Source organism: Nitrosomonas sp. (assembly GCF_024282095.1).
GTDB lineage: Bacteria > Pseudomonadota > Gammaproteobacteria > Burkholderiales > Nitrosomonadaceae > Nitrosomonas.
Genome location: NZ_JAMWZS010000022.1, coordinates 15,733 through 33,888, shown reverse-complemented (window position 1 = coordinate 33,888; position 18,156 = coordinate 15,733). Strand labels below are relative to the sequence as shown.

Here is an 18,156-nt window from a genome sequence, read left to right as displayed (position 1 = left end):
CCCGCAACACCTTAAGCTGAAAATAAAAGGGGCAATATTTCTCAATATTGCCCCTTTTATTCATTAGTACTATTAAGGCATCATAGCGCCTTGACCATATGTTCAACGACTTTTTTGGCGTCCCCGAATATCATCATGGTCTTATCCATATAAAATAGATCATTATCAAGACCTGCATAACCTACCGCCATACTACGCTTAACAACCATTACCGTACGCGCTTTATGTGCATCCAATATCGGCATGCCATAGATTGGACTGCCCGGAACATTTGCCGCGGGGTTTACCACGTCATTCGCACCCAACACCAACACGACATCCGTATTTGAGAAATCGCTATTAATTTCTTCCATTTCCTGAACTTGTTCGTAAGGAATCTCTGCTTCTGCCAACAGTACATTCATGTGTCCGGGCATACGTCCGGCTACCGGATGAATCGCAAAACGAACATTAACGCCTTTCTCATGTAACAGTTCAGCCAATTCCTTAACAGCATGCTGCGCTCTCGCAACCGCCAATCCATACCCAGGAACAATAATCACACTGTCTGCATTACCCATGAGGAAAGCTGCATCCTCAGCACTTCCACTGCGATATGTTTTCTGTACCCCGTCATCAGCAGCCACCGTACCGCCATCACTGCCAAAACCACCGAGTATGACAGATAGAAATGGCCGATTCATGGCCTTACACATAATATAGGAAAGAATCGCACCCGAGCTGCCCACCAATGATCCAGCGATAATCAGCATCGGATTACCCAGAGAAAAACCAATACCCGCTGCAGCCCAACCGGAATAGGAATTCAGCATGGATATCACCACCGGCATATCAGCACCGCCGATAGGAATAATAATCAGGAATCCTAGAATGAAAGCAATTGCAGTCATGGCAATAAATGCGGTCCAGTTTGTTGTTTCACTAAAGAAAAACCACAAACCAAATCCAATCATGGCGATTGCCAGCAGCAAATTAATCATATGCTGGCCAGTAAAAACGATCGGTGTGCCGCTCATACGCCCGGACAGTTTCAGAAACGCAATGACTGAACCTGACCATGTCATGGCACCGATAAAAGTGCCCAGGAACAATTCCAATTTACTGCCTGCGGGCAAGACTTCCGGCAAACCGAATGAAACCGGATTATTAACCGCTGCAATCGCAATAAATACCGCCGCTAAACCAACCAGCGAATGCATAAATGCGACCAATTCCGGCATTGCTGTCATTTGCACACGTTGCGCAACAAGCGCACCAATAATACCGCCCACTGCGATACAACCTAAAATCAAAGGCCAGTTCTGGGTAAGCGTCAAGGTTGTGGCAACCGCAATCGCCATACCAACCATACCGAACAAATTTCCACGGCGTGCAGATTCAGGCGAGCTTAGACCTTTTAGTGCCAGTATAAAAAATACCGAAGCCACTAAATATGCAAGTGCTACCATATTTGCTGACATTTACGCGTTTCCTTTTTTGTCTTTTTTCTTGAACATTTCCAGCATACGTTGACTTACCAGAAATCCGCCAAAAACATTAATCGCAGCTAATGTTACTGCAGCAGCGCCCAACCATACGCCCCAATCCGTTTCAGTCGGCCCCGCCGCCAGCATCGCACCCACTAGAATAATGCCGGAAATAGCGTTAGTCACTGACATCAACGGGGTATGCAAAGCAGGTGTCACATTCCATACAACATGATAACCAACAAAAATCGCCAGTACAAAAACTGTCAGATTGATAATAACCGGATCAATTTCACCAATCATGATTACTCCTTTTAAATTCGTTAATTGCACGTTCTAGACGTGACAATTGCATAGATGATACGTTAAATTTGCTTGAGCTCACCATTCATTATGGCTTGCTGATAATTTCACCGCCCGCACAAACCAACGTTCCGGCAATAATTTCATCGCCACGGTCAATCTTAAGCTCACCACTTTCCGGATCAAGCATCAAGTTGAGAAAGTTCATCAGGTTTCGTGCATATAGTGTGCTGGAATCCGCTGCGACCAAACCTGGAATATTTGCGATACCAATCAGATGCACGCCATGTTTCACCACGGTTTTGTTCAGTTCTGATAAAGGACAGTTACCACCTGCCTCAACCGCCATATCCACAATCACCGAACCCGGTTTCATCGCGCGCACAGTTTCTTCTTTGATCAGAACAGGTGCCGGGCGCCCGGGAATTAAAGCAGTGGTGATAATAATATCTGCTGCGATCGCGCGTTCATGCACCAGCTCACCTTGACGACGCTTATAGTCATCAGACATTTCCGTTGCATACCCGCCCGCTGTTTCAGCTTTTGCCTTTTCTTCATCGCTCAGTGGTACTTCGACAAACTTAGCACCCAGACTTTCTACTTGTTCTTTAGCTGCTGGCCGCACATCAAAGGCTTCTACCACAGCCCCCAGCCTTTTCGCTGTTGCAATCGCCTGCAAACCCGCAACACCAGCGCCCAGGATCAGAACCCGCGCCGCTTTCACAGTACCTGCCGCTGTCATCAACATAGGGAAAAATCTTTGATACACATCAGCCGCCATAATCACCGCTTTATAGCCGGCAATATTCGCTTGTGATGATAGAACATCCATATTTTGCGCTCGAGAAATACGCGGCAGCTTTTCCATCGCAAATGCAGTCAGCCCATGCTGAGCTAATGCCGCTATGCCATCCTTCTGGTGCGGTGACAGCAGACCCAGCAACACAGCGTCCTTACGCATCATTGCCAATTCGTTGGATTCCGGGCCGCGTACCTTGAGTATAATTTGTGATTGTGCATATAACTCAGCCACATCAGTGACGATAGTCGCGCCTGCCTCTTGATATGCTGAATCCGGTATGCTGGCACCTGCGCCGGCTCCTGATTGCACTGAAACTTTATGAACACCCTTGGCAGTAAATTTTTTCACGGTCTCCGGTGTAGCTGCTACACGCGTTTCTCCACCGCGAATCTCTGCGGGTATGCCTATATGCATTGATGATCTCCCTTTTCTTACCAGCCTGCTTGCAAATTAAAACAAAAACCGAAATTGTGCTGAATTCTTTTAATGAACTGCGGATTATAAATCAATTTGCACGTAATGCATTACTTGGATCAGGAAAAACTTGATATCACTTGATTTTCTGATAGCGCATCCGAGCAAATACGCTAATTGTGGTCACACAAGCCAAGAACCGGGAGCGTGGAGAAATTCACTTATCCATCGCGCCGAATTCTCGCTGTAACTGCTGCGTAATCTGCGCCAGCAATACCGGAATCTCTGCCAGCAACGACTCTGCATCAGGCCAGCTATTGTTCAAATTGGCTTGCTCCAGTTCTTCGCATAAATCAGCAAAACTTGAAGCGCCGATTGTTCTGGCAGAAGCTTTTAATTTATGCCCCAAGCGGCCTAATTCTGGTAAATCTCTCTTGGCTTGCGCCACATACATCTCGGCCAATACGTCCTTGGAGACTTCGATAAATTTAAGCGCAAATTTGCGCACCAACGTCTTATTGTCATGAAACATTCGATGCAAAATCGTGACATCCACCGGAGATTGCACCTTTTTTTCCTCAATTTCATTGCTCCTGTTACTTTGCGCAACCGGATTATTGGGCAGCCATTTGGCTAAAATCCGATATAATTGAGGAGGATCGATCGGCTTGGGTATAAAGCCGTCCATGCCTACAGCCAAACATTGATTGCGATCTTCTGTGGTCACATTACCTGTCATCGCAACAATGCGTTGTTCCGCTAGTTCTGCTGTCGCCCGGATACGTCGCGTAGCCTCAAAACCATCCATCACCGGCAGTTGTGTATCCATCAATACCAAGTCGAATTTTTCAGTGGCCAGCCGCTCCAGCGCTTCTTGCCCATTATTCGCAATCACAGTCATTGCGCCCACTAATCCCAATAGATCCTGAATCACCAATTGATTAAACGGACTATCCTCAACAATGAGAATGCAAGCCTCCTGTAATTTTGCTTTTGCCGCCTCAAGCTCGTCAGCCTGATGAACTAAACTTTCTCTAGCTTCATTCCCGCGTCCGAAACAAGCAGTGAAATGGAATACACTGCCATGACCCAATTCACTTTCAATCCAGATACGCCCCTGCATTAACTCAACCAACTGCCGACTAATCGCCAAGCCCAGACCACTTCCCCCATACTTACGATGAATAGAGTTTTCAGCCTGATTATATGATTTAAACAAGCGCTCAATTTGCTCAAAATTCAATCCGATGCCCGTATCACGAATGGAGAATTGCAGCTCCACTGAACCGGATTTAAGCATGTTCGCAACGACCTGAATGGTTACCGATCCTTGTTCGGTAAATTTGACCGCGTTACCGGCCAGATTAATGAGTATCTGACCTAAACGCACCGCGTCTCCATACAAAAAACAGGGAACCTCATTGGCAATATCAATCCTAAAACTGAGTCCCTTATCACGCGCCAGATAACCCACCAGAGAATCCACCCGCGCCAGACATACACGTATATCGAAGTCTTCTTTTGACAACTCCAGCTTACCGGCCTCGATACGCGAAAAATCCAGTACATCGTTAATAATATCCAATAACGACTTGGCTGCATGATTGATCTTTTCCAGATAATTACTTTGTGTGTTATCCAACTTGGTCTGCAAGCATAAATGCGACAATCCGATGATGACATTCATCGGGGTTCGAATTTCATGGCTCATCGTAGCAAGAAATGCGCTTTTGGATTGATTGGCTGATTCCGCAGCCTGGCGCGCCATCATCAACTCCGCACTCAACCGGCTACGTTCCGCCGCAGCTGCCAGGCGCGCCATTAATTCATTCGGTTGAAAAGGCTTGGTCAAATAATCCGTAGCACCTGAATTGATGCCATGCACAATACTGTCAGTATCTTCTTCAGAAGTCAGCATGATCACCGGCAGCAACCTCATCTGCTCAATTTGCCGAATTCTCTTGCATACTTCAAAACCGTTCATACCCGGCATATTCACATCAAGCAACACCACATCAACCGGATGAACACTCAATAATTGCAGCGCTTCTTCGCCATCCTTGGCTTCCAGAATGTTGTACTCGGAATGATTCAGTGCTGCACGCACCAACATGCGATTAGTAGCCATATCATCAACCACAAGAATACTATAGCGTCCATCAGCGGATTGCTTCGATTCCCGGTCGGTTTCATTCAATGCAGGCATGGATATTCTCCTTTCATTTTTCACACAACCATTCAGCTGTTCGATAAACCCAGTGCGGCACAGCATGAATTCCACAAATGCTACCGGTCAGTATGCTCATTTCTTACCAGACTCAATAAATAGGATGCCATATCCTGCAACTGCACAACCTGGTCCACGGCATTCAATGCAATGGCGGATCCGGGCATGCCATAAACCACAGCACTCGCTTCATCTTGCACGATCGTATGCGATCCCGCCTGCCGCATTGCCAGTAGCCCTTCGGCGCCATCGGAACCCATTCCGGTCAACAACACGCCCACACTTTGATTTTTACAGGTTTCCGCCACCGATCTGAATAGCGGTGTAGCCGATGGGCGAAAGTTATTGACTGCCGGTGTATCACTTAATTTTGCAATCAAACCGTCTTGATTGCGTTCGACCAGCAAATGACAGTTGTCCGGTGCAAAATACACCGTATCCGGCTGCAATTTTTGTCCATCCGTGGCCAGCCTGATCTGTAGCGAGACGTTCTCTTGCAGCCAGGCAACCAATCCGCTGACAAACCCCTTGCTGATATGCTGTGCGACCACTATCGGTATCGGAAACTCCCGAGGAAATTCCGTCAATATTGTCAATAGTGCTTGCGGACCGCCTGTAGAGCAACCAATTGCAATAATCTCATACGGCTTGCTGTGTTGCGCCATGACTGCCGCCCCAGACATGCTCGATCCGCCCCTGCACGCATGCCCATAACGGCGCACCACCTTCACTTCCGCCATGGAACGCAGGGTATCGATCATTTCTTTGCGCACCGCCTCAAAACCGAGGTGATTCAATCCCAGCGGCTTTTCCAACACAGCCAGGGCACCTTCTTCAATCGCACGAAAGGTGATTTTTAATTCCTCATCATCAATACTGGAACTAATCACAACAATCGGCACCGCATGTGTCGACATAATTAAACGCGTTGCCTGAAAACCATCCATGATCGGCATGCGAATATCCATCGTGACCAGATCAGGGTTCAGTTCTTGCGTCAACTGCACTGCCTCACGCCCATCCCTGGCTCGTCCGATCACCTGCATATCGGGTTCACTCTCAAAAATGGTCTTGAGCAACAGGCTAACTACATCGGAGTCTTCTACAATTAGAATCCGTATCATCCAGTTTCCCAATCATTATTTTGCCATTTATCCTATTAATTGCTGGATCACATCCAACAACACCTTTGATTCAAATTGATTCTTAACAATATAAGCATTGGCACCGACCTCAATTCCCCGACGCTTTTCTGCTTCACTACTCAATGAAGACACAATAACAATTGGAATATTTCTGAATTTCTCGCTACGCTTAATTCGTTCACTGAGTTCAAAACCATTCATCAGTGGCATTTCAATATCAGTAATGATCAAATCAAAATTCTGCTTCTGTAATAAATTCCATGCAGTTTGCCCGTTAACCGCCACTGTCACCTGATAACCACAGGCTTCCAATAGCGTTTTCTCGAAGGTACGAATGGTAATCGAATCATCCACCACTAAAATATGCGATGCATGCATTTCTCTTTCCACTGCAGTTTGTTCTTGCACCGAAAGTTGTGCGGCACTGCCTAAGCGTAACGCAGAAGTCACTAAATGATCAGGATTCAATACCACAATCACGTCACTACTGCCTATAAAAGTCGCTCCCATGACATTACGAACCGATTTTAAAGGCGGTTTCAAACGTTTGATCACAATTTCTCGTTCGCTGATAATTTCCTCAACCAATAGCGCAACGCGTTGCCAGCCCTTCGAAACCACAACTAGCGGCAGTCGTTCCGAAACGCCAAAGCGGAATTGCCCAATCTCCAGAACAGCGGCCAGATCACGAATTGGAATCGCCTTATTTTCAATCAGGATGGCCTGGCTGCCGCCAATCTCGACCAAGTCATCCTGCCTGATCTCCATCACACGTTCAATCGCAGCAATCGGAATAGCAAATACACTCCCACTGACACGCACCAACAAGCCGCGATCCGCCGATAACGTTAATGGCAAACTGAGAACAAACGTGGTGCCATTTCCCTCAACCGTATCTACTGTGATGCGGCCTTTCAAATGACGTATGCTGGTTAAAACGACATCCAGCCCGACTCCTCGCCCTGAGATGTCGGTAATAATCTCCTTGCTGGAGAATCCTGGGCGAAAAATAAGCTGCATGATCTCCGCCCTGCTGAGTACAGCAATTTCATTCTGGGTCAGTATCTTTTTTCTAATCGCATACCGTGCCACATTATCGGCATCAATGCCAGCCCCATCATCATTAACCGTCATCAAAATCCGATCATTTTCCCGGCTGACTGCAACTGTCAGACGCCCGATTTCAGGCTTGTCTCTGGCACGTCTTTCCTGAGGGCTCTCAATGCCGTGATCGATAGCATTACGCAGCAAATGTATCAGTGGATCCTTGATGCCTTCCAATATGGGACGATCCATTTCGATGTCACCACCGATAATCTCAAAATTGACTTTCTTCTCCAGTTCTTGCGCAACATCCCGCACCAATCTCGCTAGTGGCTGTAGCTGCGTCGCAGCAGGCACCAGGTACAACGCACGCACCTGGTCCTGCAACCGAAGAAAAGTCAGACCGGCGCGGTTATTCCCGTCGCGCATTTGCTTATACAGTTGCTGAGTATTCGTTCTAAAGCGATTAAGAACAGCTGTCATGGTTTCCAGCGGATCATGTTCCTGCACGACATGTGCGACCGCATTCGCTTTCCTGAGTGTCTCCAGATACTGTAACCACTCACGATAAAAAGACTGTGATTCGTCAAATAAATACTTCGTGGCATCCAGGTGTTCTTCCATCTCAATCTTGGAAATCAGCAAATCCTCCACGAGGGCGGAAAACTGATCCAATTTATGCAATGAGACCCGTATCGTCTCGGTATTCTCATGTGCACTGGGGAATTCCGCTGTCGCGGTTGATGGTGGATTTGAAGCCGCTGCCGGCATCGAAATTGCCTGCTCAGGTTGCTTGATTGATTCGACAGAAATCTCTGGGTTACCGCTGATTTCTTCCTCTACAGCATGCGCAAGCGCGGATTTAGGCTTGGGCTCCAGTTGAGCTGCCGGTTGTCCATTCAACAAATCCAGCAGATCCTGAATGTCAGAATCCGGTGGCTGATTGGATTCCAATGCCGCCATGATCAGTTTCATGCGGTCCAGACCCAACAAGCATCGATCAATAGACTCCGAGCTGACCGCCATTTCCTCCCGGCGGAATTTACTGAATAGCGTCTCCAGGCTATGCGCAATACTGGCGATATCTCTCGCGTCGATGCCACGTGCTGCACCTTTGATATTATGCGCAGCACGAAAAATACCATCCAGGCATTCCTCACGCTGCTCGCCGGAAACTCCCTTTTCCAGTGCAAGCAAGCCCTCGGTGATGAGTTGTGACTGCTCACCCAGTTCAACCTTGAACATCAGCATCAACTGACGCATTATTTCAGGATCGAGTTTCATTACCACCATGAATCTCCCAATGCAGAGTCATTTCCGGAAAATTTTCAGCGCTTGCGCTTGCCTCGGGAGTTCGTGATACATCCACTAGCAGGCTATGTTTTGTAAATACTGACACATTCTCTCAATCTTCCGGCCACCTTGCCCATATTGGTTGCTGCTTCCTTGGTCTGTTGCGTGCTGGATACAAACTGCGAGGTCACCTTGTTGATTTCATTCATGGATGTGGAAACCTGATCAATACCGATCACCTCTTGCTGTACCGCCGCAACAATCTGTTTACTGGCACGCACTGTTTCATCAATCACTTCACTCAACTGCTTCATCATTTCACCACTTTTTTCAACCAGTACGACACCGGCATCGACCCGCTTGTTACCTTCTTCTGTCGCCATCACGGCACGATCCGTCGCACGCCGGATATCTTGCAGTATTTTTTGCACCTGTGCCGTCGATTGCTGCGATTGTATGGCCAGTTCTTTCACTTCTGCAGCAACCACGGCAAATCCCTTGCCTGCTTCACCGGCCTTAGCCGCTTCAATGGATGCATTCAGTGCCAGCATCTTGGATTGCTGGGCAATATTGGATACCACATTGGTTATTTCACCAATCTGCTGTGTCTGTTCCGATAATGCCAAAATAGTATGGGCAATATTTTCCACGCGCTCACGAATCACTTCCATGCCGGCTACCGCCTGTTCCAATATCTGCTGCCCTTGTACACCTTCTCGCCGCACGCGCTCCGCGACTTCACCCAACTGTTTTGTCTTGACCAGATTTTGTGCAGAAGTTGAACGCACCTCTTCCAGCGTCACTGTAATCTCACTAACTGCAGCAGCTTGCTGAGAAGCACCAGCTGCTTGCGCATTGACGGTAGACTGTATTTGCTCTAAAGCGATTAGCAAAGTACTGTTCGCCTCGCCCATTTGATGGGTAATATTCGTCAGGCTTTCAACCATTGCATTTAAATTACCGCCAATCACACTAAGTTCATTATTACCGTCTGCATCAATGCGTTGACGCAAATCACCCTTGGCCACTTTGCTGATAAACTCACTGTACCTTTTGACGCGATTTTTATATTCGATGTTGTCTTTCACCTGTTGGGTAATATCTGTTGAAATCTTGACCACTTTAACCACTCGCCCCATTTCATTCTTGACCGGCGAATAGATTGCCTGTATCCAGATTTCATCACCTGATTTTGTAATTCTCTTAAATACGTCATTTTTATCCTGACCATTTCCCAGATCCGTCCAGAACTGGCCATAGTCAGAAGTTTTTGCATAACTCGGATCCTCAAATATGCGTTGATGCTTACCAATCACTTCCTCTCTTTGATACCCCAGTAGCTGCAGAAAATTTTCATTAATCGTCAGGATGATGCCATTCGGATCAAATTCAATATAGTTATAAGAAGCATCAATAGCAGCCAGTATGCCTTTCATATTCTGGCGTTCAATCTCCTGTTCAGTAATATCATAACGGACGCCCATGTACCGCTTGGGTTTACCATTACTCCCAAGAATAGGGGCAATCACTGCATCGACATAATAAGGAGTTCCGTCCTTTGCCCGATTTTTAATCATGCCGCGAAAAATTTTTCCATGACCAATCGTGTTCCACACTTCCTTGAAAGTAGCTTTCGGCATGTCCGGATGACGGGTGATATTGTGCGGACTGCCAATCAATTCTTCCCGGCTGTATTTGGAAACCTGCACAAACTTCTCATTGATGTCGGTAATGTGTCCTCTCAGATCCGCGTAGGAAATAATGCTGGTCATGTTCACAATATTAGTAAGTACCTCGTGCTCAGCCTCTTTCGCCAGGGATTTTATTTTGCTGTCCGTAATATCTCTGCCTAACAGCATGATCCTGAGCGGTTTGGCATTTTTATCGTGAATTAAGTTATAAGAAACTTGCAGCCAGACTTCGCTGCCTTTTTTACTCATCCACTTGCAATCTCCCGCGGCACCATCCGCCCGCTGTGCAGCTTTCCAGATATCCTGATATTCGGTACTGTCAGCATAAATTGAATCGAGAAAAACATGATGATGCTTGCCTGCGATCTCTTTCAGCGCATAGCCCAGCAATTCCAGAAAATTGGAATTAGCCGTGATGATCGTACCGTCGAGATTTAATTCGATAATGCAGTGCAATCTATTCAGCGCTTCAACCTGACTTTGATAATCAGCAAGTGCTTCGTCTGTTGCTTTTGTATCAGTCCTATGTTTCATTCCCGAATCCCTCAAAACATTACATACCAAACCAGAAATAACGGTTTAATTCATTGCTTCGTCAATACTCAATGCCGGATTGGTAAAGATTGCACCGACATTCAGTATCACCACTTTGCCTTGATGAATACCGCGTATTAATTCATTATCATCCAGTGACGGTGCCAAATAAGCCGGTGCAAATTCATCGTTATCATCAATTCCATCCGCTATCAATCCAACTTTCAACTTGCCCTCCCCCACGACAATAATCCAGCATTTCTCTTGCTGCTCATCATGTTGAATATGAAAAATTTCCCTTAAATCAAGAACCGTGAGTAATTCCCCGCGATAATTGACGATACCGGCAATAAACAAAGGCGTACAAGGTACGCGAGACACTTTGGTAGCCGGCAGAATCTCTTTCATACTCGCGTAAGGCACGCCATACAAAGCCGCTTTACCCAACCTGAAACGTATATATTGTTCACTGACTTCGCGTGTCTGCTGTTGCGCCTGCCGCGAAAAAATTTTCGCACGTGCGCGCATGATCTGCTGCGCTTCATCGGATTGGGGCATCAATGACCATGCGCTGATTTTAGACTGAACATGATCAGTGATCATCGTACCGATAGCCGGTTGTTGTGGAGGTACTGACAACACTGTTGTCATCTGCTCACCGGCAGGCGTTTGCAGCGGCAACTGCGTTTCTGCAAAATCAAGCGCCCGGTCTAATTTGCTTGATGTTGGCAAAACCGGTTTGCTGATGCTGGCAGCGATATGCTTAGTATTCGCCCGTTTGCCCTGTTCCGGTTTCTTAGCCGCCATTACTAATCATCCCATTTGCTCGATGTAGTCTTTTGCAGATCGGTAAGTGATCGCACACCTAATAATTCCACCACTTCCGCAGCTAATGCATTGATTTCATCCCTGGCTGCCCGATCATGCCATTCACCCACCCACAAACCTCTTGCCAGCACATCGCTATAAGCCACGCGAAAACTCAGATGAGAACGCAGTTGCGGTAACGCCAGTTCGTCTTGTACGGCATCACTGAGCTCCTTAGCCGAACGGGTTTGCTTGCGATAACGATTCCAGAGGATATGCGCACCCACTCGATGATGATTCCGCCGTGCTTCGTCAATTGTCGTATGTAAATCAGACAGTGCCCAGATTTCCGCAGCGCTCGCTCCAAGCGGCAATAAACAGAGATCGCTCATAACCAGAATGGCCCGGGTTATCTCCGCGACGCGCGGTGGTCCGTCAACGATAATAAACGCTTGCGTTTGACTGAGCTCTCTGGCTTTAGCAACCAGTTCGTGGTGATCTAATGCAGTAGTGACCAACAGATTACCCAGCCGATCATTCTGTTCTCTAATCAATCCCCACGCAGCACTGGTACCCTGGGGCAAATCGCAATCAATCAATGCAACCGCCGATCGCTGTGATAATGCCGCCGCAAGATTGGTCGCCACAGTCGAACGCCCGGCACCTCCTTTTAACTGCACGACACCAATGATCTTGGATTCGACGCCTGATTCTTGGTGCGTTACCGGCATATCAGGCCACTTCACTGAATTGCTTGCCTACACAGTTACCGCCCATTAGATATCGTATTGGCATAAATACTCATCTCATCCTGAATAATTTCAACAAAGCGTGCATAAGTCATCCCTGGTGCATTGTGCACTTCACGTTGCGGGGATGCGCGCTTTGCATGCGTCAGTGCATGCGCCAAACATTTTAAGCCCGCCTTCCGATTCCCCTGATGTATCAGCAACAATCCTAACTGATAGTGTGCCTCAGAGAATGCATGGTCCAAAAAAATCGCCTTACGGAAAGCACTTTCAGCATCGAAAAATTGCCCGCTCTCGATAAGAATCGTGCCCTGCAACAAATAAGTAAGTTTCTCAGTCGGATTGAGTGTAAGACTTCCCTCACAGGTTTGCAATGCTTCGGACACGTGCCCCAGGTTGGCCAGCGCCTTGGATTTAGCCTGCAATAATTCAGCAGATTTTCCATGCAGCTTAATCATCTCATCAATGACTAGCAGCGCATCATACCAACGCTCAGTGCGCAAAAGATCCTGAATGAGGGCAATATCCCCAAAACTCTTCTTGCTCTTACACACTGATTTCGGTGGTATTTTTTCTACGTTGCTCAGTTCCCTGATGATCACCGGTGAAACGATCGTATCGGCATTATTCTCTGCTAATGCTGGTAACTCAGGCTGAGCGTCTGATTTACGCCGGAAATGGGAGGTCGCGTCATGTTGGATATACTCAAGATCATCCGGCACATCCGTAAAATCAGCGGGGCCTAAAAATAACAAGCCACCCGGCACCAGACATTGTGCAAACCGACTCATGATACGCCGTATCATGTTCGGTTCCAGGTAAATAAAAACATTGCGACACAAAATGATATCGGTTGCATGGGTGTCTGTATGCATCGCAGGAAAAATATCTTCCGCCAAATTCAGATAAGCGAACTTTACCTGCTGGCAAATATCACTGCGCAACTGATAATCCCCAGAATCTTTCGCAAAATACTTTTGCATGATGGATTCAGGTGTTGCGCGCAACGACCACAACTTGTAGCGCCCCTGCACGGCATCCGTCAGCACTTCCCGATTAATATCGGTCGCCAGGAATTGTAACTTCCAGCGCTGGATATCCGGCAGCATCTCATGCAGCATGATAACCACACTGTAAATTTCCTGACCACTTGCACAGCCCGCGCTCCACACGCGTAACGAATAATCCTCATGCAGTCGTTTGCGGGCGATCAACTTAGGCAGCAATTCATCACGGAGCAGCGACATTTGTTCGGTATGACGAAAAAAATAACTTTCCCCAATCGTTATTCTGATCAGTAAGAACTCAAGTTCCAGCGATGGATTGTTATTTCGTCTCAGTTGCTGCAACAACACTTTGGTATCTTTATAACCAAAGTAAGTGCAAGCTTCTGCAAGCGCACTACGCAGCACCGGCATTTGATAATCCCGCAACACAATGCCAGTTCGGTGGATAATCAGATGATATAAGGATTCTTCACTCGCCGAGAGAAAACTCACTGGATGATGCGCAGTAAACTCAGCTTCCGAACGCATGCGCTACTTGCGAGGACACAGAATCCGTTCGTGTGAAATTGATATTTAAAATGCGCGGCATATCCAGCAACAAAGCTATTCCTGCATTCAAGCTCAAGGAAGCTTCAAACGGTGCGCCACCTTCCTTGAATAATCCTTGCATATGGATGGCACTGGGTTGCACCCTTTCAATCTGCATCACTTCATCCACAACCAGGGCTATTTGGGCACATCTGTCGCCACATACGACCAGCGGCGTATTCAGGTGATACATTGCGGGAGACTTTAACCCGAGCCACATGCCCAGATCAACAACCGCAAGGCTCTTGCCATGATAATTCATCAAACCAGCCAGATAATTTGCACCACCGGGTACTGGTTGTAACTCCATCAAGGGTAAAACACACTCAACATACCTAAGTGCGATCGCATAGTGCGTATCCTGTGCCCGTATACGAATGACTTGAAGTATTGCATCCGGAATATCCCGGTCACTTTCAGATACCGCCGCTGCAGCGTGCTCTATCGACTGATTATCCATCACCGCTTCTCACCGGGCTCGGATTCTCTACTCCACGCTGTTCAAACAACGTCCGATCCATTGATTCGTCAGCTTCTCCTGTACCGTATTCTGACGTAAGCGTGTTGCCAATCCGGAAAAATCCACTTGATCCAGTGGTTGATCCTGATTAAAACACGAAAACACATACGTGATTTTTCCGGTTTCCGGATCCTGATGCGGTTGCAAGCACTGCGCGCAAATTTCCTTCATCATGCATTGCATGGGAGAATTAATCGAGCCGATGGCGAAATGATCGGCTTTCAAATATGACTTCAGCTGATTATGACGCGCCACGCCGACTGCGGCCATCATGCGATCTGACCCGATGGCAATAATATGATCGGCATCCGCCAACGCCACTGGCTGCTCGCCCAATTCACCACTGGCATAAGCCACCATGGCCTGCACGATATTACCCACATAACTTTTATCCTGCGGACGTGTGGCTGTAAAACCCGGGGATTCGTCACAGCACCACACAACGATATCCGCCGCGGCTTCAATCTCGGCTACCTTATAGCGATCCACCATTTTTTTATAGCCGGCAAAATACAGCACTTTTGACCCGGCCGCACGCGCAGCCGCACCAATAGAGAACAGTACCGCATTACCTAAACCGCCACCTACCAGCACCACGGTTTGACCGGATGGAATCTCAGTCGGCGTGCCGGTGGGGCCCATCAGCACAACCGGCTCTCCCGGTTTCAGCATCGCACACAGATTGGAAGATCCGCCCATTTCCAACACAATGAGTGAAACCAATCCACGTTCAATATCCACCGACGCACCTGTCAGTGCCAAGCCTTCCATCGCCAACCGAGTATCTCCGGCAATGGTCGCCAGGGTGGCATAATTCTGAAACCGATAAAACTGACCCGGTTGAAAATGCTCAGCTGCCGTTGGCGCATGCACCACCACTTCGATGATATTGGGTGCCAGTCTTTCCACTTTGTAAACCGTTGGCCGCAGTTGATTATTCAGTCCCGCAAAAAATTGCTGCGCTGACTGATCCAAGACCGGCTTGACGCGCTCCAGCACACGGCTCACAACGGGGTAACCCTGCTTGGCGCTGGACATCGCTTTTACCACGTTACCCGAATACGACGGGTGCAAATCACCGAAGAAACTGATGAAACGCCCATCCTGATCATCCTTGTAGCGGCTCAGCAATACCATCGGCGTTTCAGGTTTGGGATTGGCATACGGTGGCTGCACCGGATTACCTGCTTCATCGCAAGCCGCAAAATAACGGCCGTTGAGTTTAAATAACTTCTCATCTTCTCGCGCCAGCACCGTGTTGGGCTGAGTTCCTGCAGCAACCAGCAAAGCACGCGTCGGCAATTCAACTTCGCCGGCATTTTGCCACTGCCCGGTCTCATCCTGTTTTTGCACCGCAAATTGCACCGATTGCGTATGTCCCCATGCATCCACATTGACCCGCACCGGCGTCATACCCTCAGCGAACCAGATCCCCTCTTCCAGCGCTTTTTCCACTTCTTCATGATTCAGCGTATAAGAAGGGCTATCTGCCAGGCGTTTCCGATAGGCAATCGTTGCGCCGCCCCAGGATTGCAACAGTTTAATGATACGCGGCGCACGTCCTTCCCGTTCAGCAACCTGACGCTCTGCACGGATGGCTCGCGCATGGTTGAGAAAATCATCAGCGATGTCTTTTTCTTCCGCATCCCAGGCCTCACGAACGGCAGCTTCTCCTTGCACAGCCGTCAGAATTTCATAGCGCTGCAAAAATTTTTCCACCTGTACCGGATAATAAGCCAGGGCTTCGGTAGCCGTATCGATCGCCGTCAAACCGCCACCAATCACCACCACCGGCAAGCGTAGCTGCATATTGGCAATGGAATCACTCTGCGCAGCACCGGTTAATTGCAATGCCATCAGAAAATCAGATGCTGCACGCACACCACGCGCCAACCCGTTCGGCAAATCCAGCACGGTAGGACGTCCGGCACCGGCAGCCAGAGCCACATGGTCAAATCCCATGGCAAACGCATCATCGGTCGTCAATGTGCCGCCAAAACGCACGCCGCCAAACAAAGCGAATTCTTCTCTGCGTTCCAGTAGCAGGCGGATCAGCTTCAAAAAGTTTTTGTTCCAACGCACCGTAATCCCGTACTCTGCCACGCCACCAAAACCCCAAGGCATGCGCTGATCCAGATTTTCTTCCAGTGTACTGGCGTGTTGAATCGCTTTAAATGGTACGCGCTCGCCTTGTTGATTAACCCCCGAAATTTCTTCCGGCAAGGGTTCGATCTTCAGCCCATCAATTCCCACCACCGTGTGGCCTTCGTTCATCAAATGATGCGCCAGTGTATAGCCGGCCGGTCCCATGCCCACCACCAGAACCTTGCGACCGGATGCCGGTTTCGGCACCGGTCGACGCAGATTCAATGGATTCCAGCGCGTCAGCAGGCTATAAATCTCATATCCCCATGGCAGCGCCAGCACATCCTTCAGCGTCCGCGTCTCGGCTTGAGGAATATCCACAGGCTCCTGCTTTTGATAAATACAGGATTTCATGCAGTCGTTACAAATGCGATGACCGGTGCCGGCGCACATCGGATTATCCAGCGTAATCATCGCCAGACTGCCGACTGCAACGCCTTGCGTCTTGAGTTTGTGAAATTCGGAAATACGCTCTTCCAACGGACAACCTGCCAACAACGCACCCAGTTCACTTTTCTTGAAGGTAGGCGGCTCATCCGGCAACTTGGATTTTTGTATCAAACCTTTTGAACACGAATCTTTACCCTGTTCATGACACCAGATGCAGTAATTGGCCTCATCCAGCGCGCCCATCAGATCAGTGCCTTGATCGGTCAGCGCAAAACCGTTGCGTTCACGCAGATGTCCAAGCCGATGTAACGGATATCCTCTTGATTCATCCGTCTCCAGCGACAACAGATGCTGAAAATCGAGTTTGGCAGGCGATTTGAATAAAATTCCCTGGTGCGTATGTCGCTGTCCAGCCGGCGTTCTCAGCGCCCAGGCAGCATAATGCAGTGCCTTGTTCAGCCGCGACTCATTGTCTGCTTCCGCTTCCATCCACTGCATCACCTTCGTGGCAAAAACCAATTCTGAGAAGGGCTCACCAAATTCTGCTGTCAGTTCTTTCTCCAGCGCCAAACCATCGATTCCAGCCAGTTCTGCATCACTGACCTTACTCTTCGCCCGACGCTGCACAAATTGCCGCTTACAGAAATACAGCGGTGCCAGTTCATGATGCTTTGCGGCCAACTGTTGCACTTCATTCTCAATGTTGAATAGCCGGGCAATAAAATCTTCCAGCCAAGGTGCGATGTCGATCAATAACGCGGAATCATCTTTGGGTAGCAATTCATCAGGATGCGCACGTGCATGCTCCAGCCTTTTATACAGCACTTCATCGCCGGTACGGAGAAAATCCATAAATATCTGATCGAGCCTGACCAAGCCGCTGCGCTGATAAAGATCGGCAATCGTAAAACCAAAATTAAAATTCGATAAAGCTGTCATTGTTTCCTGCTGAGTGCTTAACGCTGCATCTGAGTTTGTCATAATCAATTATTTTATTCTATTATCCGTGTAATCACTTAACCTAAACGTAC

At 48.1% G+C, this 18,156-nt stretch carries 12 protein-coding genes; all 12 read right to left on the bottom strand.

The genetic code is table 11. The annotated features are described in order from the left end of the window. Positions 1-80: 80 nt before the first annotated feature. The 12 genes from Q0K92_RS07980 to Q0K92_RS07925 all read right to left on the bottom strand — a co-directional run bounded on the left by Q0K92_RS07980 (position 81) and on the right by Q0K92_RS07925 (position 18,064). Positions 81-1,460, bottom strand: coding sequence for an NAD(P)(+) transhydrogenase (Re/Si-specific) subunit beta (locus tag Q0K92_RS07980; protein ID WP_297325276.1), 1,380 nt, complete (start codon positions 1,458-1,460; stop codon positions 81-83). Continuing rightward, positions 1,461-1,769 (bottom strand): NAD(P) transhydrogenase subunit alpha, encoded by a 309-nt coding sequence (locus Q0K92_RS07975; RefSeq protein WP_097104187.1) that lies wholly within the window; start codon positions 1,767-1,769, stop codon positions 1,461-1,463. 88 nt (positions 1,770-1,857) lie between these two features. Continuing rightward, positions 1,858-2,985: a Re/Si-specific NAD(P)(+) transhydrogenase subunit alpha gene (locus Q0K92_RS07970; protein ID WP_297325275.1), complete on the bottom strand. Its 1,128-nt coding sequence runs from the start codon at positions 2,983-2,985 to the stop codon at positions 1,858-1,860. Between the two features lie 217 nt (positions 2,986-3,202). After that, a complete protein-coding gene (locus Q0K92_RS07965) occupies positions 3,203-5,191 on the bottom strand; it encodes a response regulator (RefSeq protein WP_297325274.1) in 1,989 nt (662 codons plus the stop codon). 80 nt (positions 5,192-5,271) lie between these two features. Next, positions 5,272-6,336: a chemotaxis-specific protein-glutamate methyltransferase CheB gene (gene cheB, locus Q0K92_RS07960; RefSeq protein ID WP_297325273.1), complete on the bottom strand. Its 1,065-nt coding sequence runs from the start codon at positions 6,334-6,336 to the stop codon at positions 5,272-5,274. A gap of 27 nt (positions 6,337-6,363) precedes the next feature. Next, positions 6,364-8,685 (bottom strand): hybrid sensor histidine kinase/response regulator, encoded by a 2,322-nt coding sequence (locus Q0K92_RS07955; RefSeq protein WP_297325272.1) that lies wholly within the window; start codon positions 8,683-8,685, stop codon positions 6,364-6,366. A gap of 92 nt (positions 8,686-8,777) precedes the next feature. Beyond that, the gene (locus Q0K92_RS07950) at positions 8,778-10,919 is read right to left on the bottom strand and encodes a PAS domain S-box protein (protein WP_297325271.1); all 2,142 of its coding nucleotides are present in this window, start codon (positions 10,917-10,919) and stop codon (positions 8,778-8,780) included. Positions 10,920-10,964: 45 nt separating this feature from the next. Beyond that, entirely contained in the window at positions 10,965-11,726 is a 762-nt protein-coding gene (locus Q0K92_RS07945; RefSeq protein ID WP_297325270.1) for a chemotaxis protein CheW, read from the bottom strand. 2 nt (positions 11,727-11,728) lie between these two features. Then, positions 11,729-12,472, bottom strand: a complete 744-nt coding sequence (locus Q0K92_RS07940) for a ParA family protein (protein ID WP_297325269.1) — start codon at positions 12,470-12,472, stop codon at positions 11,729-11,731. A 20-nt stretch (positions 12,473-12,492) separates the two neighbouring features. Beyond that, positions 12,493-14,010, bottom strand: a complete 1,518-nt coding sequence (locus Q0K92_RS07935) for a CheR family methyltransferase (protein WP_297325268.1) — start codon at positions 14,008-14,010, stop codon at positions 12,493-12,495. Beyond that, positions 13,994-14,530: a chemotaxis protein CheW gene (locus Q0K92_RS07930; protein WP_297325267.1), complete on the bottom strand. Its 537-nt coding sequence runs from the start codon at positions 14,528-14,530 to the stop codon at positions 13,994-13,996. Before Q0K92_RS07930 ends, Q0K92_RS07935 begins: the two co-directional genes overlap by 17 nt. Before the next feature lie 27 nt (positions 14,531-14,557). Further along, positions 14,558-18,064, bottom strand: coding sequence for an FAD-dependent oxidoreductase (locus tag Q0K92_RS07925; protein ID WP_297325290.1), 3,507 nt, complete (start codon positions 18,062-18,064; stop codon positions 14,558-14,560). Positions 18,065-18,156: the final 92 nt, after the last annotated feature.